At 42.1% G+C, this 24420-nt stretch carries 20 protein-coding genes and 1 tRNA gene; 4 read left to right on the top strand and 17 right to left on the bottom strand.

What is annotated here, in order from left to right; all coding sequences use genetic code 11:
• The 11 genes from OU792_RS15250 to OU792_RS15300 all read right to left on the bottom strand — a co-directional run.
• Nucleotides 1-281, bottom strand: a 281-nt coding sequence (locus tag OU792_RS15250; protein ID WP_274670618.1) for a hypothetical protein, incomplete at its 3' end; no start/stop codon positions are given.
• Nucleotides 272-2695: an N-6 DNA methylase gene (locus OU792_RS15255; RefSeq protein WP_274670619.1), complete on the bottom strand. Its 2424-nt coding sequence runs from the start codon at nt 2693-2695 to the stop codon at nt 272-274. The genes OU792_RS15250 and OU792_RS15255, both read right to left, overlap by 10 nt.
• A gap of 82 nt (nt 2696-2777) precedes the next feature.
• Complete coding sequence (locus OU792_RS15260; RefSeq protein ID WP_274670620.1) at nt 2778-3275, bottom strand: hypothetical protein; 498 nt, start codon at nt 3273-3275, stop codon at nt 2778-2780.
• Nucleotides 3276-3443: 168 nt separating this feature from the next.
• Entirely contained in the window at nt 3444-3803 is a 360-nt protein-coding gene (locus OU792_RS15265) for a hypothetical protein (protein WP_274670621.1), read from the bottom strand.
• A 350-nt stretch (nt 3804-4153) separates the two neighbouring features.
• Entirely contained in the window at nt 4154-5371 is a 1218-nt protein-coding gene (locus OU792_RS15270) for a tyrosine-type recombinase/integrase (RefSeq protein ID WP_274670622.1), read from the bottom strand.
• 351 nt (nt 5372-5722) lie between these two features.
• On the bottom strand, nt 5723-6583 hold the full coding sequence (rhuM, locus tag OU792_RS15275; protein ID WP_274670623.1) for a RhuM family protein: 861 nt from the start codon (nt 6581-6583) through the stop codon (nt 5723-5725).
• A gap of 153 nt (nt 6584-6736) precedes the next feature.
• Complete coding sequence (locus OU792_RS15280; RefSeq protein WP_274670624.1) at nt 6737-7945, bottom strand: glycoside hydrolase family 57 protein; 1209 nt, start codon at nt 7943-7945, stop codon at nt 6737-6739.
• 2 nt (nt 7946-7947) lie between these two features.
• A complete protein-coding gene (locus OU792_RS15285) occupies nt 7948-9231 on the bottom strand; it encodes a glycosyltransferase family 4 protein (protein WP_222584795.1) in 1284 nt (427 codons plus the stop codon).
• Nucleotides 9232-9240: 9 nt separating this feature from the next.
• Nucleotides 9241-11157, bottom strand: coding sequence for an amylo-alpha-1,6-glucosidase (locus OU792_RS15290; RefSeq protein ID WP_134201918.1), 1917 nt, complete (start codon nt 11155-11157; stop codon nt 9241-9243).
• 108 nt (nt 11158-11265) lie between these two features.
• On the bottom strand, nt 11266-11406 hold the full coding sequence (locus OU792_RS15295; protein ID WP_165967536.1) for a hypothetical protein: 141 nt from the start codon (nt 11404-11406) through the stop codon (nt 11266-11268).
• A gap of 91 nt (nt 11407-11497) precedes the next feature.
• Nucleotides 11498-11573 (bottom strand) — tRNA-His (locus tag OU792_RS15300).
• Nucleotides 11574-11808: 235 nt separating this feature from the next.
• Between OU792_RS15300 and OU792_RS15305 the strand changes: the two genes are divergently transcribed.
• Nucleotides 11809-13158, top strand: a complete 1350-nt coding sequence (locus OU792_RS15305) for a DEAD/DEAH box helicase (protein ID WP_274670625.1) — start codon at nt 11809-11811, stop codon at nt 13156-13158.
• Nucleotides 13159-13290: 132 nt separating this feature from the next.
• Here the strand turns inward: OU792_RS15305 and OU792_RS15310 are convergent, their stop codons facing one another.
• Nucleotides 13291-14787, bottom strand: coding sequence for a M28 family peptidase (locus OU792_RS15310; RefSeq protein WP_274670626.1), 1497 nt, complete (start codon nt 14785-14787; stop codon nt 13291-13293).
• A 196-nt stretch (nt 14788-14983) separates the two neighbouring features.
• On the opposite strand from OU792_RS15310, the gene gcvP reads away from it, so the two are divergent.
• Nucleotides 14984-17878 (top strand): aminomethyl-transferring glycine dehydrogenase, encoded by a 2895-nt coding sequence (gene gcvP / locus OU792_RS15315; protein WP_274670627.1) that lies wholly within the window; start codon nt 14984-14986, stop codon nt 17876-17878.
• Between the two features lie 58 nt (nt 17879-17936).
• On the opposite strand, the gene OU792_RS15320 is transcribed toward gcvP, so the two are convergent.
• Nucleotides 17937-18584 (bottom strand): MCP four helix bundle domain-containing protein, encoded by a 648-nt coding sequence (locus tag OU792_RS15320; protein ID WP_274670628.1) that lies wholly within the window; start codon nt 18582-18584, stop codon nt 17937-17939.
• 75 nt (nt 18585-18659) lie between these two features.
• A complete protein-coding gene (locus OU792_RS15325; RefSeq protein WP_446698913.1) occupies nt 18660-19481 on the bottom strand; it encodes a glycoside hydrolase family 16 protein in 822 nt (273 codons plus the stop codon).
• Between the two features lie 69 nt (nt 19482-19550).
• On the opposite strand from OU792_RS15325, the gene OU792_RS15330 reads away from it, so the two are divergent.
• Complete coding sequence (locus OU792_RS15330; RefSeq protein ID WP_026945426.1) at nt 19551-19748, top strand: CsbD family protein; 198 nt, start codon at nt 19551-19553, stop codon at nt 19746-19748.
• A 118-nt stretch (nt 19749-19866) separates the two neighbouring features.
• A complete protein-coding gene (locus tag OU792_RS15335) occupies nt 19867-21030 on the top strand; it encodes a homogentisate 1,2-dioxygenase (protein WP_274670629.1) in 1164 nt (387 codons plus the stop codon).
• Between the two features lie 92 nt (nt 21031-21122).
• Here the strand turns inward: OU792_RS15335 and OU792_RS15340 are convergent, their stop codons facing one another.
• From OU792_RS15340 to OU792_RS15350, 3 genes are all read right to left on the bottom strand, one after another.
• Nucleotides 21123-21452 carry a type II toxin-antitoxin system RelE family toxin gene (locus OU792_RS15340; protein WP_342453741.1) on the bottom strand — a complete coding sequence of 110 codons (330 nt, stop codon included), beginning with the start codon at nt 21450-21452 and terminating at the stop codon, nt 21123-21125.
• The gene (locus OU792_RS15345) at nt 21364-21579 is read right to left on the bottom strand and encodes a hypothetical protein (RefSeq protein WP_274670631.1); all 216 of its coding nucleotides are present in this window, start codon (nt 21577-21579) and stop codon (nt 21364-21366) included. Before OU792_RS15345 ends, OU792_RS15340 begins: the two co-directional genes overlap by 89 nt.
• A gap of 100 nt (nt 21580-21679) precedes the next feature.
• A complete protein-coding gene (locus OU792_RS15350; protein ID WP_274670632.1) occupies nt 21680-24361 on the bottom strand; it encodes a c-type cytochrome in 2682 nt (893 codons plus the stop codon).
• Between the last annotated feature and the right edge of the window lie 59 nt (nt 24362-24420).

The raw sequence follows: 24420 nt of genomic DNA on the forward strand, positions 1-24420 counted from the left end.
AATAAGATATCTCCATTAAAAATTTTAATCTCTGGTGATTCTTCATACTTAAACCATGACAAATAGGTAAGCTTGGATAAATTAAGTTGACCATTCACAATATTGGAAGGGCTTAATGTAATTGCACCTTGACCTTCTTTGACAATATCATTAACTGTATAACCTCTGAAACCAATCCTTCCAAATATTTGACATTGACTTCCAATACTTACAACGTCCCAATCCTGTGGAATTATCCCAACTTCTGTTTGTTTAAACCGTTGTTTTGTCATTAACTCCATACCAATCCCATTTTTTTAAGGTGCCCTGCTACCTTTCCCTCCAATCTTTGGGTTTGGCTATCCAGTTCCCCTAAAGTATTTTCATAGCGTTCTGCCAGTTCTTTTATTCTACCAGTTAAGCGTTGGGAAATAGCATCTATCTCGGTTTGAATAGCAGCTTTTAAGCTAGCTAACCACTTGTCTTCTACCACCAAAATTCTAACTTCTGCCTCGGTAAGCTCTTTGTATTTGGCAAGGGTAAGTTCATCCAATTCACTCTCTTTGGCTTTGAGCGTTTTCTTTAAGTTAGCCTCTTTGGTAAATAGTGTCAAGATGGTATTGGCTAGCTTTACAGCTTCCTTTTCACTGGGATTACTCTTGTTTTCTTTGATAAAGGTAGCAATGGTAGTTTTGGTGATTCCTCCCTTATCATTGGATGCTTCACATAGCAAACCTTCTTCACCTGCATGCTCCTCTTCAAGCCCTGTTATTTCAGCTTGAATACCCTCTATTTTAGCTTCCAAGTCATACAATTCTTGCTGCTCAGTTGCGAGATATTTATCAATTACCAGTTGCTTAGGTATTAAGTCACAAGTCCATCCCTTATCAGTTTCCTTCCCAGACTTCTTATTCTTCTCAATGATCCGCTTCACCTTGGCTACCCAGCCTTCTTCCACCAAGAGGTAGACATCATCCTTCATCGTTTCATTCCAATAATCCATAAGGTGCTGATAAACATCATAGCGTACAATGAGAGGGCGATTTGAATAGCGCTCCAACAAATCCTCAGCAATAATCTTTATAAATGTTTTGGGCTTGGTGTCTTGATTAATGGAATTCAGTTTCTCATGATTGTGCTGTCGAAATTCCTCAAAAATGGAATCCAGCTTTTCATTGTAATTTGTAAAATCAGGATGATCATAGATGGTACTCTTGATATCTGATTTAGCCACATTAAGCTTGGAATATCCATCACGTATCTGGGTAAATAGTTCTTTTCTCAAATTAGGATACACCTCCCAATACTCTCGCAGAGCATCAATGTCTTTCTGAGGAATTCCACCATTTAAATGGGCATTTAAGTCTTGAATATCCTCTTCCTCTTGTGTATCAATATATCGAGGAATATTTAGGTTGTATTCATTCTTTTCAATCTCAGAATATGGGATAAAACGTGAGTATTTATCAATTTCCCACTGACGAGTAAAGGCATCTACAATCTTATGAATGTCTTGCTCTCGCAGACGGTTTTTATTGCCATCCTTGATATAGCCTTTGCTAGCATCTATCATAAAAATTCCTTCACGACTTTCAGCATCTTCTTTATCAATAACTATGATACAAGCTGGGATACCAGTACCATAAAAGAGGTTAGCAGGCAGACCAATAATGCCTTTGATCCACCTTCGCTGCAAGATATTTGTACGAATTTCTGCTTCGGCACCTCCTCGAAAAAGTACTCCATGAGGAAGAATTACTGCCCCTTTCCCTGTGCTTTTCAATGAGGAAATAATGTGAAGCAAGAAAGCATAATCTCCATTCTTCTCTGGAGGAATCCCATAGCCCCTAAAGCGGTTAAATTCATCATCCATTGCATTGAGCCCACTTGTCCAGTTCTTTACTGAGAATGGAGGATTTGCCACTACAAAATCAAAACGTTTTAAGGCGCCATTATTCTCTTTGAAACTAGGCGAAGCAATGGTATTCCCACCAGAAATAGCAGCTTCTGGATATCCATGTAGCCACATATTCATAATGGCCAATCCTTTGGTTGCAATGTCTTTTTCCTGCCCATATAGTGTTAGGCCATTGGGCGATTCTTCTGCTACTTTTAATAAGAGCGATCCAGAACCACAAGTAGGGTCATAAGCAGTGTAAGATGGTTTATCTGCTCTATCTACACTGATTACCTTGGACAGAATTCTAGAGACTTCAGCAGGAGTGTAGAATTGGCCTTTACTCTTTCCAGATTCCGTAGCAAAATGACGCATAAGATACTCATAGGCATCACCTAGAATATCATCATCCTCTGCACGGTTATTTTTAAAGTTGAGTCCTGGATTTTCAAAAATGGCAATGAGTTTGGATAAGGTATCTACCTTTTCTTTACCACTTCCCAGTTTATCATCATCATTAAAATCCACTAATTCCATGGATCCTTCCAGTCCGTTGGCTGCAAATAGAGGTCTGAGTATTTCCTTGTTGATTCGATCACCAATATCAGGCTGTCCTTTAAGAGCAATCATATCCTCAAATGAAGCACCATCGGGTACTTCAATCAAACTCAACGGATCACCAGCATACTTATCACTGACATACTTTACAAAAAGCATGGTAAGCACGTAATCTTTATACTGAGAGGCATCCATCCCACCTCTTAACTCATCACAACTCGCCCAAAGGGAGCTGTATAATTCGGATTTCTTTATTGCCATTCTATTTTTGGGTTTAGACTCTAATTTCAAGAAAAGCCTTCTCAAGGTACTTAGATGGTTTTTCGAGATATTGATCCATTCATCAATTATTGGCTAAATAGTTGATTACTGCTAAAAAAACTACAATTAATAGTAAAAAGTAAATTACCTCATCCGAAACCTTATAGCTTTTCTTCCTGTTTGTATGAGGATTTTGACTCACCTTATTTATAGGTGGATGAGGGATTGGTTTCATCTTTCTTGACTCCTTAATTTCTAATGAACTAGTTTCTTTAATAGTAAGCCTTTTGAAGTACTTTTCAAGATTCAAATCAGGTAACTCATTTTGATTGGCAAAAGATAAAAAATCCAAGCTGACACCGTCTTTTTTAAGAATTAACGCTTTACCATCCGCAAAAACTTCATTCATCAAGATTTTCTTACCTCCTATTTCAATCACCAAAGAATTCATGGCTGGAAGGTATTCCCATCTTGATTCTTGAATTTCCCCTTCCCTAACGATATACAAGGAATTGTCTTTTCTGAAAATAAGTCTTTGAAGATTCAAATCTCCATCGACCATAGTCCATGGGATATCCACTAAGAGGTTTTTATTGGTTAATCCTTGACTGTAGGATTTGAGACTGGATTGGAGGTCTTTGATAAGGTCTTGGAGCATTTGCTTAAAATGAACGAGAACTAAAAATAAGGGAATAATTGAAATTTCGGAAGAATTGAAAAATCCATTGGACAGGGGTTGATAAATTTTTTAATAAATAGGTGACCCTTGTCCAGAATTCCGAAATCTTCTCGGTACGCAGCTTTCCTTACAAAAAGCACTTTGGTAAAAAGCCCCCTTAGCTTCTTCTTCTTTCCTTTTAGGGAGGTCAATAGTACTAAACCATAGGCATTTTCGGATATAGCACTCTTGGGCCTCAAATTCATCCATAAGAGTTAAAAGCGCTTTGTGCTCCTCTACCTCTTGCCAGTAGATTAAATCGGTGATTCTGTCATCAATTTCTTGGGGTACATCAAACTGATTCCATTCCTCAGCCATAATCATTCTGGCTTCAAGTTCTTCGTCTTCAATAAATGGCGCCTCTTCAATACAATTACTTCTTTTTGTCATACGAAAATTTGATTATCAAAAATAAGATTACACCTAAAGGGAATTCAAAGCCTTTTAATGGAAGTCCCATTAAAGCTTCAGAAGCACCCTTCATCAATAAATGAATTAAGGCAAGTCCCAGGAAAATTGGGATAAAGTACATAAGGGTCTTCAAACAGCCTGGTTGATTACTTTCTTCCATTTTAAATTTTTAAAAATTAGTTTTAGAGCAAAAGGCCATTTGGAAAAATGATTAATTTTTGATGAAAGATTTCCACAAAGTAAAGAAATTAGTTGTTTCATGCAAACTGACTTATTAATTCAATGAGGATTTTTGATAAGTTGAAAAGAGGTGAATTACCACCTCTCATTCATTTGAAGAAATTACTCAGCTTTTCCAGCTCAGTTTTCTTGTTCTCATCTGCTATCTCCACATATTTCTGAAGTGTTGTCAGCTTTCTATGCCCAGTTATCTTCTGGATCACAGGTAAAGGGATACCTGCTAATATGGCATTGGTAATAAAGGTCCTTCTTCCAGTATGGCTCGCAATCAGCTGGTGTTTGGGAAAGGTTAGGTACATCTTCACTCCCTTTTCATATCGTACAATCTCAATCTGCTCTGTAATTCCAGCCTCTTTGCATAGTCCCTTGACATAATCATTAAACTTCTGATTGGAAATTTTCAGAGGTCCTAGATCATACTCATATTTCGCCAATACTGCTTTTAAATGGGGATGGATAGGAATAGATACTTTCTCTCCTGTCTTTTGGGTATTGATATAGAGAAATTCACCCTTTACCCAACTCTTCTTAATCCTGACTCCATCTCCGAATCTGAGACCTGTATAGATCAACACTAGGAATAAATCCCTAACCTTAGATTCAGAATAGGTCTTAGGAATATATTGAATCAGCTTTACTACCTCCTCCTTAGTCAATACGATCGTATTGGTTTCTACCTCCCTTGGATATTGAAATCTTTGGTACTTACTATTTTTTAGGATTTCCTCATTGAAGAGATGATTCAGAAACTGCCTAATAAACTTGAAATTCTTGGCAATGGTATTAGGTTGGAATCCCTTATTATCCCTCCAATATTGAGCAAGCTTATTTACCATTAATTGATCAAAATCAGATGGATACACCTTTCTTTTCTTTCTTAAAAACTCTTTGAGATGTTTTTCAATGGCTTGTAATTTCTGTACCAGTTTTGGCTTTAGAGTAAGTCTTTTCAACTCTATAAACTGGCTAAATAGGGTCATTAAATCATCCTCAACGACTTCTTGTTTTTCTTCATAGTATCTTTGTTTGAACAGTTCTGCCGTACAGAACCCATAATCTGACTCGATCTCAAATAAGATCTGCCTTACAGCTCCATGCACTTCCTCCACTCTTTCCCATATTTGCTTGTGATTGGGATTAGACTTTGAAATTTTACTTCCCAAGAATTGGTGGCTAATAACTTTTTCGTTTGTAGAGATATAAACTCGCTCTCTTTTTTCTTTAGAAATAAAAGTGGCCTCTACAACCAGATTTCCCAGATTTGTCCGCTTACTCACAGACTTTAAAATGACTTTTGTACGATACATTTTTGGTGGCTATTTGGTGGCAAAACCTTTCCAAAAGCCCCAATTTGAGATCAAAAGTGTCCCTGTTCCAAATTCAGAATTTTAGATTTTTAAATCTAACCTCACCAAGTCAATCACGTATAAATCATTGATAATCAATAACTCAGGTGTGTCACCCAGCATAGTCTAGTCGAAAAGCCAATCGGTGACTAAGCATGTAGACGGTACGGTGTTTCCTTATCTGGACGCGAGTTCGAATCTCGCCAGCTCCACCAGATCGATCAACAAAGCCCTGTAGGATGGTATCTTACAGGGCTTTTGAATTTTTAATGGGACTTTCAGAAACTTTAATTCCTTTATTATAGACCTGGATCAAATCAATTCAGAAACTACTCGCATGATACTTTTTACTGATTTCGTTTCTAGTTTGGAGAAAGCAAACCATTTCCTGCCCAAGTCTTTAAGCGATGCACCTAAATGATACACTTCTTTGCTGTCAATAATCAAAAAGCGGTCGTGGCTGTCTGCAAATTTTTTTGCTTCAAAATCCCCATATTGGATATTGGCTTTTTCAATATCAAGTTTCAATTGATTACTAATTTGCTTGGATAGCAAATGAACCTTCACCCCTTTTCCCTTTTTCGCCAGATGTGTAAGTGTATTTTCATCGATATAATTATCTATCAAAACAATATTTTCTCTGGCTGAGCGAATGATTTTTGAAGCGAGTTCGTAGGCATCAAATACTTGGCCGTCAAAAAATACACCTTGGTTTGGAATTCCTTGAGTTTTTAATTGTACCGAGATTTTATGTACTTCTTTGGAGAGTATATCGACATCAGTTTCTATCCGATCCATGCGTCGATTCAATGCATATCCTTTTAGTAAATAATCCCGTAACACACGAGTAGCCCAAATTCGAAACTGGGTACCTTGTTTGGACTTAACTCGATATCCAACGGATATGATGACATCAAGATTATAAAATTCGATGAGACGTTCTATTCTTCTTTCTCCTTCAAGTTGAATTGTCGCAAATTTTGCGACAGTTGAAGATTTTTGAAGTTCCCCTTCAGAAAACACATTATTGATATGCTTCCCTATAGTTTTGACATCTCTACCAAAAAGTAAGGCCAATTGTTGACGGTTGAGCCAAACCGTTTCATTCTCCAACCTTACCTCAATACGCTCAGGTAATTCATTAGATTGATATAGAATTATTTCATTGCTCACCCTTGATTTAATCTTTTAGGGTATTTGGCAGAGATTTTAAAATACGAGTATAATTGGAAATTCAATTCATATTTCGAATTCAAGTAAAAAAAAGCCGCTCATTTTCCCTGAGCAGCTTTTGTGATTTCTGGAGCATAAAGAATCGGAACTCTTTTAAACCTCCTCCAACTCCTTTTGTTTCTCCTTGATCCGCAGCACAAAATCACTGAGTACGTTCATATAATTGATAAAGGCATCGTAAGGCGTGTCGTAGGGACTGAAGTAAGAGTGAATGTCTCCGTCTGAGAAAAACTTGGTACACATATAGTAAAAATGATCGGAGGTCTGCAGGTAATTCCAGTCTCGAATCAAATCCGGATCATCTAACTTTCTGACAATCTTTTCCAGTTCATAAAGCCGATCGAAAGCTTCATCCTGCAGGTCATTTCCCAGCCAAGCGGTGAGATCCCGCTCTTCATCCGCCCAACTGATCGGATATGGCACATGAATGGCGCTGACAGGCTCTACCTGACTCAAAACCTCTGATGGGGTAGAGAATCCATAATCCGTCTGACTCAAAACTGCCTCCGGCAAAGCGCGCATAAATTCAAAGATCCCTGTCTCCTTCCACTGATGCTCGCCAAAGGTCTCATAGTCCATAAAGAGATTGAGAACCGGTTCGGATGCTGGAATAGGCTTGATCCAAGAGATGAATTTATCTACTGTCAAAGGATAATCCTTCCAAGTCTTGTTGGAAAAGCGGAAGGCAATATCATCCGAAAGCAGGAAGTTTTTCAAGAGTACCTTGAGCTCCGGCTTGATGCTGTTTTGGTACACATAATTGGGGCTCTTCCAACCCAAAACATGCTTTGCACCTTCTGTTAAAATGCCTTTATATCCCATAGCCGCGACCATTTCTCCGATTTGATCGGAATAAATCAACTCGGTATTTCGGAAGACTTTGGGCATGTAGCCATTGAATAATCGCTGGATTTTCTCCTTATGCTGATTCACCATGCGAGCAAACTCTTCCTTGCTCTTCAGGGCAGCCAGTGAGTGACCATAGGTTTCGCTCAGCACCTCCACATGACCTGTCGCCACCAGCCTTTGGAAGCTTTCGAGCACATCCGGCGCATAGGCTTCCAATTGGTCCAAATAGGTCCCTGAGAAAGAAAAAGTCACTTTAAACGCACCTTGATGCTTTTCGATCAACTCTAGCAATAGGGCATTCATCGGCAAGTAGCACTTTTGAGCTACCCTTCGCATGACATTCCGGTTTAGAAAATCATCCCAATAATAGTGGTCATCTCCAATATCAAAAAAGCGATAGGGCTTTAGCCGGTACGGCTGATGCACCTGAAAGTAAAAGCAAATCGTTCTCATGGTTATTGCGCTAAAGTTTTCTCATAAATCTTAACTAGTCGGGCAGCCACATGCTCCCATTTCAAATTCTTCAGTTCTTCGCTGCCTAATTCTTTAAACATCTTAGAAATCCCTTGGTAATGCAGCAAGGCAAAAGTGGCATCCGCCATCGCATCTACATCCCAATAATCGATTTTGATGGCATTCTGAAGGACCTCGGCCACACCCGACTGTTTGGAAATCACAGTAGGCGTATTATGCCGCACCGCCTCCAATGGAGCAATTCCAAAAGGCTCCGAAACAGAAGGCATGATATAGACATCTGAAATCGCGTACATATGGTCTACATCCTCCCCTTTCAGGAATCCCGTAAAGTGAAATTTATGTCCCATTCGGAGCTCTGCAACTCGGTCAATCATCCGGTTGAGCAAATCCCCGGAACCTGCCATGACAAAGCGTACATTTTCATCTCGATCCAAGACCTTTTTGGCAGCCTCCACAAAGTATTCAGGGCCTTTCTGAAAAGTAATTCTCCCTAAGAAAGTGACGATTTTCTCCGGCACTTTCTTCACATATTTGGACTTGATGATGCTTGCATCCAAGACAGCATTGTGCAGCACACTGACTTTTTCCGCAGGAATTCCATAGCGGCGAATGATCGTGTTTTTGGTGAGTTGGCTTACAGCCACTACATGGTCGGCGGCTTCCATCCCCGCCTTTTCAATCTCAAAAACAGGCTTATTAACTGATTCACCGGATCGATCGTATTCCGTCGCATGCACATGGGCTACAAGTGGTTTTCCACTAATTTCTTTGGCAGCGATACCTGCCGGAAAAGAAAGCCAGTCATGCGCATGTATGATTTCGTAATCATCGCGATCTCGGGCTATTTGCGCGGCAGTCAAGGCATAGCGACTCACCTCTTCCATGAGGTTTTTACCATATTTCCCACTGAACTCATATTTGGTGGTGAAAATACTTTCATCTACATCCGTTCGATCATGGATGGCATAATCGGTGAATTTCTGATATTCCTCAGGACCTAAATAGGGCACCAAAAAACTGGAAACTTCCAAGTAGGTCAGGTTTTTCCAGATACTTTTAAACTTCTTTTCACGATAGTCTATGGTGATATCACTGGCATTGACAAAATCTGCCAATTCCTCTTCATCACCCCAAAGTTTGGGCACTACAAAAATCACCTCCTGATTGTGGTGAACCATCCCCTTGACCAAACCATAACAGGCAGTACCAAGTCCTCCGGAAATATGTGGCGGGAACTCCCACCCAAACATTAAGACTCTCATGAAAAATAATTATAAGCGTTTAATTAAATCCATCATACGAAGCAGCTCTCCCACACTCCAGGCTTGAGAAATTGCTCCTTTCGGTCGATGCGGGGCATCTCCGTCAAATATTTCTGCTACGGTTCCTACACCGTATTGGGTCATCACCCCATCAAATCCCTGAATGATTTTCTTGATGAAATTCTCCGCAGACTTTCCGTGTAGCTTGAGATAAGCATCGACAAAATGCCCCAAAGGCCACACCCAAACGGTGCCATTGTGATAAGCATTGTCCCGACTGATTGGATCACCGAAATAATAGCCTTTGTAAGCGGGATCATCAGGCGCCAATGTTCGAAGTCCACGGGTAGTCAGCAGTTTGGACCTGACCAGATCTAGAATACTAGCTTTTTGATTTTCATCCAGCATAGAGTATGGCAGAGAAGTCGCAAAAACCATATTAGGACGAATAGCCCAATCTTTTTCTCCATCATGAACAACATCGGCCAGATAGCCATTTTCTTCATCCCAAAACTCACTCAGGAAAGATTCCTTGGCTTTTTCTGCCAGCTTGCCATATTCCTGATCTCCGGAAAGCTCCTCATAGAACTTGAGTGCATTGTACCAAAGAGCCTGAATTTCCACAGGCGAACCGGTTCGAGGGGTTACCGGCCCATCCACTGTGACTGCATCCATCCAAGTCAATGCGACCCCGTCATAGCCTCCGTAAACCATGCCATTATCCATGACATGAATATTGAAGTCGGTTCCTTCCCGATATCCATCGATTATGCCTTTTAGCTTATCCAAATACCTTTTTTGGATGGTCTTTTTATCTCCTGTAAAGAAAATGTATTGCTGAAGCGACCAAGAGAACCAAAGTGGCGCGTCGATGGAATTCATATTGGTGAAATCACCGCTGCCAACATTGGGAAAAAGCGGTCCCTTCAGATCACGGGACATCGTATCCATGATTTCCAGGAAAGTTTCCTTATCGCCTCTTGCCAAAGTCAATCCGGGTGCAGCCACAAAAGTATCCCGACCCCACCAGCCAAACCATGGATATCCTGCGATAATCCGGGTATCCCCTTCTCGCTTTCGGATAAATTGAGTAGCAGAGTTAATCAGGCAGTTTTCAAAATTATTTCGAGGAATTCTACGAGCTACTTCCTTTTCGAAAGCCCGCTGTCGGGTAGCCGGATCCGCCTCTGTCAGACCTGCCGCAAAAATCACGGATTCTCCCTTTTTGATATCGAATTCAAAGTAACCAGGCACATACAAGTCCTCTTGATAATCGTAGCCTCGCTCCCTTTCGATGATGTACTCTACGTTATTGTACCATTTCGGGTCAGACTCAAAGGTGTTCTTCTTGGAAAGCTGCAGATACAAGGGATCATATACCGGGTAAAGTTGAAACTTCACCCCATTGGGCACTTTTTCAAAATCCTTATTGATGTCATTGTTTTCCTTACAAAGGGTATGATAGCCTCTGAAAGCCAAAAAGGGCTGTATCCGAATTTTGGTAGGCGAATGGGCTTCAAGCAAGGTGTATCGAATCATTACCCGATCCCGATTGGTATCGAGAATCAATTCTTTTTGGAGTAAAACCCCACCGACACGATAAGTCAGTTTCGGTATGGGTTCAGAGTCAAAATCCTTCAAATACTTATGCCCCCGTGGATGGTAGTTTCCCGGAAACTTGCTAATACCCAAGTTGAAACTTGCTCCATGCTGAATAACGGTTTCATGGACCGTGGAAAGAAAAACATGGTTTTGAGAATCAATCTTTGGCTGAGGAGCCACCAAAAGCCCATGGTATTTCCTTGTATTACAGCCAATTATGGTAGTACTTGTATAGGTTCCCGAACGATTGGTACGTATGATTTCCCGGTCAAGGGAATAATTTAGGTTGACTAGTTGGGTCTTGTCAAAATGGATATAACTCATGGGTTGAAAAGTTGCTTCCGTTAAAATAGAATATAGAAACGGAAAGAAAAATCAAATGCAAAAAAATAAAGGTTATGTTGCCATAACCTTCTGATAATCGAATCTTTTTTAGGAGCGTACAGCTTCTTTTTGAATTTCCTCAAAATTTTTGAGGGACTCCTCAAACTTGACCATGTAATTACGGACAAGCGAGATATTCACCGGTTTCACCACCGGGAATTTCGGTGAGTTTTTAAACAATGTAAACATCTGAAGTTGGTTTAGTTTGTCGATTTGCACCAAATCCTGTGCCAAAGTACTGAGGATTAAAACGAAAACCCCTCAAAATGAGGGGTTTTAGGGGTGAAAGACCGGGTTCGAACCGGCGACCTCTGGTGCCACAAACCAGCGCTCTAACCAGCTGAGCTACAATCACCATTTGTTAATCTTCGAGAACTTTTTCTCAATCGGATGGCAAAGGTAGACAGAAGTCCCTTTTTGCGCAAGAATCATCCCGAAATTATTTTTAGAAAATGAGGAAAAAAACATGGGCATCCCGTATTCACATTTCAAGACCATTGATACTCTGAAGGAATAGACCCGAAAAGTTCCAACTGGTAATCGCTATATTTGCACAATATTCAATCTTTTCTCCTTCCAAATTCATCCATCATGGCCGAGCAGGCAATCAACTTTGAGGCATTTAAACTGAACAAACAGCTACTCAATGCCATCGCAGAGGCAGGCTACATCACTCCTACCGCTATTCAGGAGAAGGCTATTCCGCTTGGCTTGGCAGGTCATGATGTATTGGGAATTGCGCAGACAGGTACCGGAAAAACCGCTGCCTATGTGCTTCCCATCCTGATGAAAATCAAATATGCCCAAGGGATGCATCCTCGGGCGATGGTCCTGGCCCCTACTCGGGAGCTCGTCATGCAAATCGAAGCCGTCTGCAAAGATTTGGGGAAATATACCGATCTACGCGCAGTGTGCCTTTATGGTGGATTGGGACCAAAAACCCAAATCGAGCAGATTGAAGCAGGAGTGGATCTGATTATTTCTACTCCGGGACGATTTATGGACTTGTATAAGAAAGGTGTCATTCTGACCCGGGAACTGAAAACAATGGTCTTGGATGAGGCGGATAAAATGCTGGACATGGGATTCCTACCGCAGATTCGGGCCATTTTGGAAATTATTCCAGTGAAGCGTCAAAATCTACTTTTCTCAGCGACCTTCTCCGATAAGGTCGAGCGACTTTCTGCCGAATTTCTTGAATTCCCGGAGCGAGTCGAAATCACGCCATCTGCCACCACGGCGGAGACCATCGCCCAGGTCAAGTATTTCGTGCCAAATATGCGAACGAAAATCAACCTGCTGGAACACTTGCTCGAAAACGAGGAAATCAGCCGAGCCATCATTTTTACCCGAAGTCGGAAAAATGCCGAGGAAGTATCCAGCTTTCTGATGCGAAAAAAGGTAGGCGAAGTACGCGTCATCCATGCTAATAAAGGGCAAAATACCCGAATCAACTCCATGGAGGATTTCAAAGCCGGAGAAGTGCGACTTTTAGTAGCGACAGATGTGGCCTCCAGAGGCTTGGATGTGACGATGGTTTCCCATGTGATCAATTTTGATGTGCCCTTGATCTATGAGGATTATGTGCATCGAATCGGTCGAACGGGCCGAGCAGAGCAGGAAGGAAAAGCGATCACCTTTATCAATCCGGCAGAAGTCTGGCACTTTGAGAAAATCGAGGAGCTGATCCGGATGGAGGTTCCTGAGGTCGCCATTCCCAAATCAGTAAAAATCACCGAAACGCCTTTTGCAGAGCAGCAGATTTATGCCCGTGAATTGGATAAGCTCAAGCAAAAGGAAAATCCCGATTACAAAGGAGCTTTTCATGAAAAAAAGGCTAAACCCAAAAAGAATATTGGTAAAGGAGAAAAAGTCAAAGCTCGAAAATCAGGAAAGAAAAAGAACCGGAATCAGTTGAAGACGAAGAATAGGAGGAATTAGGATGTCGGATGTCGGATGTCGGATGTCGGATAAATCGAATTTTTTATTCTTTAAATAGAGTTCTTATTTTTACTCAAATCCTCCTCAAAGAATACAAAAAAAGACCCTGATTTCTCAGGGTCTTTTAAAGTTTTATCGCTCTCCGCGAGTGTTCGTGCCATCTACTCGAGTTCGCTTCTCTCGGTTGGCAAGATCCCAAGCTGTGTGGAAAATCAAATGCGCCCGCTTGGTCATCAGTGGGAATTCGATTTTATCCACCGTATCCGTCACTTGATGGTAATCATCATGTACTCCATTGAAGAAGAAAATGACTGGAATATCAAACTTCGCAAAGTTGTAATGATCTGATCGGTAATAAAATCTATTAGGATCATCCTCCGCATCATATCGGTAGTCTAAGATCAAGTCGGTATAGGTAATGTTATTGTACTCGTTGATTTTCTTCAAATCAGTAGAAAGCATTTCCGATCCGATCACATAGACATAGTCCTTATTTTCCGCATCCTGATATTCATAGTCAATACGACCTACCATGTCAATGTTGATGTTATTCACGGTATTAGCGATCGGGAAAATTGGATTTTCGGAATAATACTCGGATCCAAGCAATCCTTTTTCCTCACCAGTCACATTCAAAAACAGAATGGATCTTCTTGGCCGGATTCCGTCTTTGGCTGCAGTGGCAAATGCTTCGGCAATCTCCATGACAGATACTGTACCCGAACCGTCATCATCTGCTCCATTGAATACCTCTCCCGTAGAGCTCACACCTACGTGATCGTAGTGGGAAGAAATTACAAGCACTTCTTCTTTCTTATCGGTACCTTCCAAGAAGCCCAAGACATTGTATGCCTCCACCGGGGTCACACTTTTTTGCACTTGGTAAGACGCTTTTTGGGATTTGATGGACTCAGGATTGGACTTTGCAGCTTCCTTGAGCTCCTCCACCGGAGTTTCGAAAAGTTCACCCATTTTATCAGAACTCACCAAGAAGATTGGCCGCTGTTCGATTTCACGCTCAAATCCGATTCTTCCTCTTCCAGAAAGTGTCTTGTATCGGTTGGCAATCCGATCAAAGTTGGCCTTACCCTCCATACTCACGATCACCACCCCAGCTGCTCCAGCATCCATGACCTTAGCCACCAAGCCATTGCTTCGCTCACCTACGGCCCAGATTCCGACTAGTTTTTCGCTTACATCTACTTTGGCAATGTTTTCATCATTGGCAAGGCCCAAGAAAACCAAATCCGTTTTAGAAGCCTTCTTCATGTCACCGTCACCGATAAACACAAAATCCTCGTTCTCCACCAAATTGGCTTTTCCAACTTTCAAACTGACCTTTTCAAACTTAGCGCTCACCAAAGGAACCTGCTGAAAATAGCCTCCGTCCACGGGACCAGTCAGTCCTAGTTCTTTGTAAAAATCAGCCAGATAATTGGCAGCAATCAGCCCTTCAGGTGAACCCGTATCCCTGCCTCTCATTTCATCAGAAGCCAAGAAAGTAAGGTACTCTTCCAAATCAGCCTCAGTAATCGTGTTGGCATATTTTACCTGCACGGGATTCTGCGCAAAAGAGCCCCAGGATATCCCCAAAGCCAATGCAGAAGTCAGTAGAAATCGTTTATTCATTTGTTTAAATTTTATTTTGATCGCTAAGCTAGACATTTTTTTATCCTATCGGTAAACCGTTTACACGAAAGGGGTGTTGAGGAGGTGAATTTCTGTCTGTTAAGCAAAGATTATCCCTTGATTAATTGTACCTTTGCCGCCAGAAATTGAAAATATTTCAGACCCTACTATTCATCACAGCTTCCATTAAAAAAGTATGAAGATTAACCTTTCGAATGCTGTCAAGTTTGAGAGCAGACACAATGGCCCGACAGAGGCGGAAATCGCAGAAATGTTGGAGAAGATCGGTGCCACATCCCTTGAGGAACTTATCAATCAAACCGTCCCAAAAGCAATTCAAAACGAAAGACCTTTGGATTTGCCCAAAGCGAAACTGGAATCTGAATTTCTGAGAGATTTCAAAAAACTCGCTTCCAAAAACAAAGTCTTCAAATCCTTCATCGGGATGGGTTATTATGATACCATCGTTCCTGGGGTGATTTTGAGAAATGTGCTGGAAAACCCAGGGTGGTATACTGCCTACACTCCGTATCAGGCAGAAATTGCCCAAGGTAGATTGGAAGCTTTGATCAATTTCCAAACGGTGGTCATGGAACTGACCGGCATGGAGCTGGCCAATGCCTCTCTATTGGATGAAGGCACTGCAGCTGCCGAGGCCATGACCATGCTTCACTCCGTAAAACCAAGAGCGAAGAAAACCGCAAACAAATTCTTTGTAGACGAGAAAATCTTTCCTCAGACCAGAGCGCTTCTTGAAACTAGAGCTGAACCGGTTGGAATCGAATTGGTATTTGGATCTATTCAAGATTTGGACGTGACAGACCCTGAGCTTTATGGCGTCATGTTCCAATACCCTGATGCGGAAGGTGCTGTGAGGGATTATTCTGCTATCGTAGCTGCCGCAAAAGAAAACAATGTATTGACCGCCTTTGCCACAGACCTTTTGGCGCTCACATTGTTAACCCCTCCGGGAGAAATGGGAGCCGATGTGGTAGTAGGATCTGCACAGCGATTTGGTGTACCAATGGGATATGGTGGGCCTCACGCAGGATTTTTTGCAACCAAGGAAGACTTCAAAAGACAAATCCCAGGCCGAATCATCGGTGTATCTGTAGACCGCGCCGGAAACAAAGCTTATCGTATGGCGCTTCAGACGCGCGAGCAACACATCAAGCGTGAAAAAGCCACTTCCAATATCTGTACTGCACAGGTATTACTTGCCGTGATGTCCTCTTTCTATGCAGTCTATCACGGTCCGCAAGGATTGAAAAATATTGCGCTTCGTACGCATGGCCTAGCCAAATTGACAGCCCAAGCACTGAAGATGGTAGGCCTCGAAGTTTCTGATCAAACCTTCTTCGATACCATTCAGGTAAAAATGAATGAGGTATCTCGCGAGCGTGTAAGAGGATTGGCTTTAGGAGCTGAAATGAACTTCCGCTACGAAGAGGACTCTATCTTCATCTCCTTTGATGAGACTAAGTCGCTTGCTGATGTAGAAGCTATCGTATCCATCTTCGCTACAGAAGAAGGAAAGCATACATTGAACTTGGACGAATTGGTAGCTGACTTGAATCTGGAATTGCCAGAAGCACTAGCCAGAAAGTCTGACTACCTCACCCACCCTGTGTTCAACAACTTCCACTCCGAGCATGAAATGCTTCGCTACATCAAGCGATTGGAAGCAAAAGACCTGTCTTTGGTACACTCCATGATTTCCTTGGGCTCTTGTACCATGAAGCTGAATGCTACAGCTGAGATGATCCCTGTCACTTGGCCGGAGTTTGGACAGATTCACCCATTTGCTCCTATGGATCAGACTTTGGGTTACCAAGAATTGTTCTCCAATCTCAGAACATGGTTGACTGAAATCACCGGTTTTGCGGACACTTCTCTTCAGCCCAACTCAGGAGCTCAGGGCGAGTACGCTGGCCTGATGGTCATCAGAGCCTATCACATGAGCCGTGGCGAAGGTCACCGCAATATCGCTTTGATTCCTACTTCTGCCCACGGAACCAATCCTGCTTCTGCTGTTATGGCCGGAATGAAAGTAGTCTTGGTGAAATGTGACGAAAGAGGAAATATCGATGTGGCAGACCTGAAGGAAAAAGCTGCTGCAAATGCTGAAAACCTTGCAGCCTTGATGGTAACCTATCCTTCTACGCACGGGGTATTCGAAGAAGCTATTCAGGAAATCTGTGCTACTATCCATGAGTTTGGAGGACAAGTTTATATGGATGGCGCGAATATGAACGCACAGGTAGGTTTGACCTCTCCAGGACGAATCGGAGCTGATGTCTGCCACCTCAACTTGCACAAGACATTCTGTATTCCTCACGGTGGCGGAGGTCCTGGTATGGGTCCAATTTGCGTAGCTGCTCACTTGGCGCCTTTCCTACCCGGAAATCCAATCATCAAAACCGGAGGAACCCAAGCAGTATCTTCCATTTCAGCTGCACCATACGGTAGTGCGAGCATTCTTCCAATCTCCTACGCTTACATCGAGATGATGGGCGGAGCCGGTCTGACCAATGCTACTAAAATGGCCATTCTAAATGCCAACTACATCAAGGAAAGATTGGATGGTCATTACCCTATTCTTTACACCGGTGCCAATGGAAGGGCTGCTCATGAGATGATCATTGATTGCCGTGGTTTCAAGGAATTCGGTGTAGAAGTAGAGGATATCGCTAAGCGATTGATGGATTACGGGTTCCACGCTCCGACTGTATCTTTCCCGGTAGCAGGCACGATGATGATCGAGCCTACAGAGTCTGAGACTAAGGCTGAGTTGGATCGATTCTGTGACGCCCTGATCGGAATCCGAGAGGAGATCAGAGAGATCGAAAATGGATCTGCTGACAAAGAAAATAATGTATTGAAAAATGCTCCGCACACGGCAAACATGGTCTTGATCGGAGAGTGGGAATTACCCTACTCCCGAGAAAAGGCTGTTTATCCTTTGGCTTATGTGAAGGATAATAAATTCTGGCCTACCGTACGGAGAATTGATTCTGCCTATGGTGACAGAAACTTAATGTGTAGCTGTATCCCTGTTGAGGAATACGCCCAAGAGCAGGAGCTCGTATAAATTCATATAGAAGCCCGGTCTTTCGATCGGGCTTCTTTATTGATAGTCAAATTTTTACTTAGGAAATCACCCCCTTCGTTTCTTTTGATTTTCTGAAAATCAACCAGAACATCACTAAAATCAGGATAATTAAAAGCGCAACTTCGAATTGTGCCCAAATCTGAGAGCGATTGATTAGTCTTTTAGCTTTCTTGATCAATCTTTCACCTTCATCCAATTGGATCGCACTGAGATCATCCAAGTCCTTTCTCGCCTGAGAAATTTTTGCATCATATCGCTTGACTTGGTCGATATTTACTCCACTAGAATCAGTGTAAAGCAAATCATAACTCTTGATCGATAGATCATTCACAATGATATTTTTGAAATCTGTCAAATATTGAGATTCATTAGGTGTCAGCTTTGTCTTTTCAAACTCTTCTATGATCGCCAAAATTTCATTTTCCTTCTGTTCAATTTCATCCAAAACGCGCGAGTAATCATAATCAATATCGCAGTGATCTACGAGCTTTTGGATCTGAAAAAGACCTTCAGAAATATCAAAAATGTAGCTTTCTACCACCAGTCTATCATTATACACCTCGGTAAAGGTGGAGCTGATCTCTTTAAAATTCTGACGCTCAATAAGATTTTTCGCATAGATCAACAAAAGCAAAAGGCTGACAATAAAGAAGGCCTGAAATTTTTTTCTTCGAATTGAGGACATGGTATTTTAGTAAGTAAGTCTAACTAATTTTCTTCTTCAGTTTAGGCAATCTTAGACATTTTGCCAAAAATTAAATTAGGGGTTCTCTCCCGGCATTTCATCATAGACCCGTACATAATCGACCACAAGCTGCTGTGGCCAAATATCCGGATCTACTCCTTCTCGACCTCCCCAATTTCCTCCAACTGCAATATTCAATATCAAGTGAAAAGGTTGATCAAATGGCCATTCCTGATAGCTTCCTCCCGTATTTTCAAAGGTGAAATACTGAACACCATCCACTAGAAAATCAATTTTTTCTTCAGTCCAATTGATGGCGTAAACATGAAATTCAGAATCAAAATCAGGAACTTGAATCTGCTTTCCTTTTTGGGTCCCTTTGACATGATTAAATGCCTCTGTATGTACAGTGCCATGAACCACTCCGGGATCAAATCCCACATGCTCCATGATATCGATTTCACCGTTTTTAGGCCAACCACCATGACGGTTCTCCTCCGCTAGCATCCAGATAGCCGGCCAGGTCCCAACTCCTTTGGGAAGCTTTGCCCGCACTTCTATGTAGCCATATTTCCAGGTTGCTTTTCCCCTAGTGAGTAATCGAGCAGAGGTATAACCTTTGGGCTTATCCGCATCAGACCTTGCCTCAATGATCAAATACCCATCTTCTACCCGGGCATTTTTAAGGTCTTTTTCTGTATAAAACTGCAACTCATTGTTTCCCCAGCCATGATCACCGACGTCATAAGTCCATTTGGCCGGATCAGGTAAGCCCGGATTTTCAAATTCATCTGACCATATCAGTTTTTGAGCTTTCATAGATGGGATGTTGACAAAAAGAAATAAAAAGGAAAGGTACAAAAAGGCCTGATAAGGATTTTTTAATTTAATAGGCATGGAACTATTTTTTAGGTAGATGGGTTTTATTGTTGTTAATCTTTTATTCTAACCAAAAATATACATTTTATGTCATTACAACTGAAAGGAAACTGGAATCAACTGAAGGGACAACTCAAGCAAACTTACGCCGCATTAACAGACGATGATTTAAAGTTTACCGAGGGACAGGAAGATGAGCTTTTGGGCCTATTACAGGAAAAAACCGGTGAAAAAATAGAGAACCTCAGAAAGATGATTTTTGAAACTGAGGAAGAAAGCAAATAAGTCTACCCTAACAAATATTGAAGAGGCTGGTTAAATTGATAATCAGCCTTTTTATTTAGGCTGTTTTTTCTCTCAAAGGCTAATTGTAAATTGCCTTCGTAAACCCAAATAAAAACCCATGGCATATTATCATAGACTCGGTCAGATTCCTCCCAAACGGCATACCCAGTTTCGACAGCCAGACGGAAGCCTTTACAAGGAAGAGCTTGTCAGCTCAAAAGGTTTCTCAGGAATCTATTCCAATCTCTACCATATCTACAATCCAAACGAGGTAAAAACCATCGGTAAGCCAAAACCTTTCAAATGGGAAGTGGCTAAAGACCACGGTCTCCAGCAAACCCATATCAAAACATCAGGAGTAGGCACCACTGGTAAAGACTATCTCTCCGCCCGTCGCATGCTCATGATGAATAATGATGTGATGATGGGAATCTGTTCTCCGGAGCAGCGGAAAATGGACTATTACTTCAAAAATGCAGATGGAGACGAACTCATCTACATCCATGATGGGAATGGCGTCCTTTATTCTCAATTTGGAAAATTGGAAGTTCGGAAAGGCGATTACATCGTCATCCCACGAACAACGATTTATCGGTTTGAATTTGAGGAAGAAGGCCCCTTGCGATTGCTCGTCATCGAATCACAGGGTCCGATCGAGACGGTGAAGCGATATAGAAATGAAGTAGGTCAATTGCTTGAGCATTCCCCTTATTGCGAGCGGGACATTCGGCCTCCACATGAACTTCACATTGAAAAAGAAAAAGGTGAATACCTGGTTCAAATCAAAAAACAGGGGATGTTGCACCAATATTCTTATGGACATAGCCCACTAGATATAGTGGGATGGGATGGCTACCTGTATCCTTATGCCCTGTCAATCTATGATTTCGAGCCGATTACCGGCCGAATCCATCAGCCACCACCCGTACATCAGACCTTCCAAGCTTGGGGCTTTGTGATTTGTTCCTTTGTACCACGCTTATTCGATTATCATCCTTTGGCTATTCCAGCACCTTACAATCACTCCAACATTGATTCTGACGAAGTATTGTACTATGCAGAAGGAGAGTTTATGAGTCGAAGAGGAATTGATCGAGGATCTTTCACGATTCATATGGGAGGACTGCCACACGGACCCCATCCAGGGACGGTTGAGAAATCCATTGGAGCCAAAGAAACAGAAGAATACGCCGTCATGCTGGATACCTTCCGACCCCTTCAGATCACTACAGATGCGCTGGATTTTGTGGATGAAAACTATCCGATGAGTTGGACGGATTGAAAAAAGATTAAAACTTAGAAAATCAAACACCCCAAAAAGCAAAAAACTTTTTGGGGTGTTTTTTTAAATAGGATTTTCGATTAAAAATATAATTAATATATCTCCTTTCTGTGCCCTAAATCAATCACATCTACCAACAGAATCTTGCCTTGTATTTCGTATAGGATACGGTAATTGGCTACCCTAATTCGATACCCTTCCCTACCTTTCAACTTTTTATAACCTTTGGGCCTTGGATTATCTGCTAATGCCAAAATGGCTTCTTTAATGTTTGAAAAATAGGGGTCAGGAATCTTTATTAATTTCTTTTTGGCTCTTTTTGCTATTCGAACCTTATACTTGCTCGTTTTTTCGGGCTTCTTCGATTTCCTTAAAGACCTCTTCAGCATCAAAAAATTCCTGATCTTCCTTTTTGGCCTCATCGAAAAGCCTAATATCATCCAATTCCTCCAACTCTTCCAAAATCGCTTTATAATCCTTCATAGGGAGAATTACAGAAACTTTTTTCCCTTTTTTATCTGTAACATATTTTGGGTTGACACTTATCATAGCGATTAATTTTAAAGATCAAATATTTGAACTGAGTTTACAGGTATAGCTTAAAATAAGGCTGCACATCTATCGAACGTACGAAATTAATCCAAGTTCTTTATCTTTCCGCAGTACTCTTATCCTGAAATAGCTCGTGGTTTTCATTTCCTCCTGCCATCAAATAAGCCATCAAATCCTTCAATTCCTCCTCGTTGAGCCGATTGATTAATCCTGGAAGCATGATAGACACTTCTGAGTTTTTGGTGAAGGAAACGGTGCTTTTTGGCAACTCACGCAAATCATCTGGAGCAAATGGATTCTGAGACACAAAATACGCCTCCTCATTTTCATTGACCAGTCTTCCTACCACAGAACCTCCATCTTTCAATTCAAATACGGTCGCATGATATTGCTCCGAAATGACATCACTCGGATTGATGGTAGCTTCCAAAATGTCTTTTTTGGAAAAACGAGTTCCTAATTGAGTCAAGTCCGGTCCGACAATTCCTCCCTCTCCCTGCATGGTATGGCATGATTGACAAAGAGTCGCCTGATACATGGCCTTTCCTCTGACATAATCCTGAGCTCCTAAATTATCCACCACTGCCAAGGCTTCGTCTACAGTCCATCTTCTTCCTGGACCTTCGGGCTGAATTCCAGGTTCGACAATATCATTCCCACTGGCAGAAAGCAACTTCCCACCAGATAGCTCATCATACTTTTCAAAATCTGCAGGATCCACGGATGCTAAGGCCATCTTTCGGGCACGGTCCAAGAATCCCACATAGCTTCTGCCTCCTTTATATTCCGTCAACGCATTTTTGATCCATGCAAAATATTCTTCACGCATCGCTGGAGTCCATCCTTTTTCGGCACCTCCCAAAACAGTCGCATAGTAAGTAGCCTGAGCTGGAGGCACATTTGCAAGCATATTTGCGATATCCAAACCATACTGTGGATTTCTGAAAACCAATTCAGAAGAAGAAGTGAAGGTTTTTTGATAGTCTGCGTCGTCTTTGGCTGTTTGTAGCAATGCCAAAGTTTTCTCCACAGCATCAGGAGCTTCTAAATGCGTTAACAGCACCGAAAGGGACCGGTTTAATAAATTATCATCTGCCGGGAAATTGGGGGAAAGATAGGCGACCAAATCAGACTTGACCGAGGCAACGTCATCTTCATACCGATACAATATGACCTCAACTGTTCGAAGCAAATCCTGTTTTTCTTTTTCGGAAAGTGCTGAATAATTTATTTCCATCAAACCATTCAGCAAGTCAACTGCATCCCCCGAGGCTCCCTGACGAGCCAAGGCTAAACTGGCTTGCGTTTTCTTGACTGGATTTGTTTCTGAACTAACTTTGTCTCTCCAAGATTCCAAAGGCTGATGCTCCAAAGCTACACGAGCGGCATACTGAACAAAGCGATCTTCGTGATCTAAGTTTTGCCAGGCCAATTCCAGACCTTCTGGGCCTGGATTTCTTTCGTGAAAGCTTTCCAATTCCCGTCTCAGCTTTGCTTCGGTGGGTAATTCCTCCACCGTCAAAGCTGAAACATCATCAGGATTCCCTTTGTAATAAACCCGGTAAAGGTCCGACTCCAAGCGTCTACCACCCGTGGCAAAATACATTGCGCCATCAGGTCCGATAGTTCCATCCGTGAGGGGAAGTGGTGAACCGGAAATAAACTCCTCCGCATTGGCAGAGTAGCTCGCTCCTTCTGGAGTAAGATGAACCGCATAGATAATCCCAAAACTCCAATCAAAGGCATACAAAGCTTTTTGATATTTAGCGGGGAAAGCCGCCTCCGTTCCAAACATGACATTGGTCGGAGAACCTTGTCCGATATTCAAAACAGCTGGTAGGTTATCCGAGTAATTGGGTGACCATTTCGCATTTCCTGTTCGCCAGCCAAACTCCGCACCCGAGGTCACATGATTGATTCGGGTAGGCCGATACCAAGGCATCCCGAAGTCCCATTCCATATCCGAATCATAGGTAAACAAATCGCCTACTTCATTGTATGCAATGTCAAATTCATTTCTGAAGCCAGCTGCCACTAATTCCCAGTCTTTACCCTCAGGATCAATGGTAGCTATCCAGCCGCCGGGAGCCTGTCGATTGTTCGCATGACCTCTTGGGTCTTTGATCAATGGGAAAAGATTGTCTTCATCCCATACCCTTGGAAGTCGATAATGATCCATCTGAGGCACATCCACATGATTACCTGCGGAAAGCACAATTCGGCTTCCATCCGGGGTCAATTTCATGGAGTGAGGTCCATGCTCACCTGGCTCTCCTGTAAAAGTGCGAATCTCGGTTACGGTCTCATACTGATCATCACCATCCAAGTCCTGAATACGGTAAAGCCCTGTTCCTCGGGAAAAAGTCTCATTGGGATTGTGATTGACCATCACGTAGATGGAATTAAAGGCAAAAAGCAGGCCTTGCGCATAGCCCATCCCCACTTGAGGCTCCTCCACATTTCCAACCAGCATTTTCTCCACCTTAGGCTTGACAGAGTCAGAACCTACTTTTGGGATGGTCAAACGATAGAGAAACCCATATTGGTCTGCTGTAATCATCCGGCCTTTATCATCAAAAGTCATAGCCACCCATGACCCCTGATCGTTTTCGCCAGGACTGTACAGATGCTCCACCGCAAAACCTTCGGGAAGCTTTAACTTGTCAATTTTAGGATTACCAGTGAGTTGACGCTCTGGCTTGGGCTGCTGACAGCTAAAACCCAAGAGGACTAAAACGAGTAATGAAAGGCTCGAAATGCTTTTTATTGAACTTTGCATGAAAATAAATTTCAGGTTGAAAAAGAAATTTAAAAAAAGCAAAATAGATTTCAGCCGAA

Source organism: Algoriphagus sp. NF, assembly GCF_028823735.1.
Classification (GTDB): domain Bacteria; phylum Bacteroidota; class Bacteroidia; order Cytophagales; family Cyclobacteriaceae; genus Algoriphagus; species Algoriphagus marincola.